General features: G+C 61.6%; 1 protein-coding gene. It reads right to left on the bottom strand.

All coding sequences use genetic code 11. The features are described from left to right. Positions 1-47: 47 nt before the first annotated feature. On the bottom strand, positions 48-1,523 hold the full coding sequence (locus tag F3J20_RS31655; protein WP_167285831.1) for an ISNCY family transposase: 1,476 nt from the start codon (positions 1,521-1,523) through the stop codon (positions 48-50). Positions 1,524-1,649 lie beyond the last annotated feature (126 nt).

The raw sequence follows: 1,649 nt of genomic DNA, 5'->3' as shown, positions 1-1,649 counted from the left end.
GGACTCACAAATTTTGTCGAGGCCAGATTGAAATGTCCGGTTTCTGGCTAGATAGAAATGTCCGGTTTCACATTGGTTTTGGTCCTGTTTCTTTTTATGTTTGTGGGTTGGGGCGGCGCAGCCGCCCCCCGTTCCCGCATTGATTTGGCACTGACTTCCAGCACGGCATGGTTGATGTCGGCAGCGTCGATGGCCCGCTGTTTCTTCAGCCCGATCAGTGCTTTCTTTGCGCGGACCGCTTCGCCAGCATGGGTGCGTGACGGCGAGCCCGCCGCGCGGCGATCATCACGGATTGCCTGGACGCACCGGGCCACCTCCAGCACGCTCGCAAGCCGCTTGTTCTCGACCTCCGCCCCCTGATCGACACGCGCGATGCGATCGTATTGCCGGCAGGGCAGCACCGCCCCCTGGGCCTGAACCTCGATCACGCCGTCCGGAAACTCGACCACCTCGGCATATTCATGCATCAGCGTACGGGCATATGGCGTGTCCTCCAGCAGGTACATCACGCGGTCGTACTGCACCGTCAGTGCATTGGATATCCTGCGTGGCACGCGATAGGCCAGGATCTGCCTCAGATCCTCGTCACTGTGCAATGGCCGGTGCGCGTCGTGATCGCTCTTCGGTGGCCTGCCGAAACGCCGGTTGAAGTCAGCGATGAAGGAGGGCGCATACGCGTTGGCCGCTTCCTTCGTGCTGATGCCGCGCAGCCGCAGCTCCTTGACGAGCCGGTCCTGCAGCGTCAGGTTGGCGCGCTCCACCCGGCCCTTGGCCTGACTCGTGTTCGCACAGAACGCATCAATGTTCAGTTCATACAGTGCCCGGCCGAACTGCGTCACCCCTTTGCCGGCCGTCTCCGAGCGCTGCTTCACGTAAAAGACGCTCGCCTTGTCGCTGTAGAACGCCACCGGCTTGCCGTGCGCATCCAGATACTTCTGCAGCGCCTCGAAGTAGCTGAAGGTCGACTCCGTCGCCGTGAAGTGCAGGGTCATCAGCCGCCCGGTCGCATCGTCGATGAACACCAGCAGCGTGCAGGCCGGCGAACGGTCCTCGAACCAGCGATGGTCGCTACCATCGATCTGCACCAGTTCACCCAGGCACGCACGACGGTTGCGCGGCTGGTAGACCTTCGGCGGGCGCTGCCGGCGCGGGATCCACAGCCCTGCATCGTACATCCACTGCCGCACGGTCTCCTTGGCCAGCAGGATGCCGTGACACTCATGGAGCTTCTCGCGCGCCAGCGTCGGACCAAAATCGGCATAGCGCTCGCGAATGATCGCGATCACCCGTGCCCGCACGTTCATCGACAACTGCCGGTTGCTCGGTTTGCCGCGTCGGGCCGACACCAGACCCGCGGCACCCGCCGCCTCGAAACGGCGTCGCAGACGTGAGATCTGCCGCTCGGACAACCCCAGCCGCTCAGCCGCAAACACGCCGCTGAGCCGTCCTTCAACGAGTGCCTCAATCACCTTGACGCGCTGCAGTTCCTTCATGCTGATCGTCACCAGTCCAGGTTCGTTCATCACGGGCTCCGTCGTCTGCATGCAGTTGCAGGATGCGCCGAGGAGAACCCTTAAACCGGACATTTCTAACTGGCCCAAACCGGACATTACTAAATGGCCGTCACAAATTTATGGTTGATAATTTAT

It is taken from the genome of Paraburkholderia sp. Cy-641 (genome assembly GCF_011752945.1).
Taxonomy (GTDB): Bacteria; Pseudomonadota; Gammaproteobacteria; order Burkholderiales; family Burkholderiaceae; genus Paraburkholderia.
The sequence above is the reverse complement of the archived record's forward strand: the minus strand, read 5'-3'. Positions and strand labels throughout refer to the sequence as shown.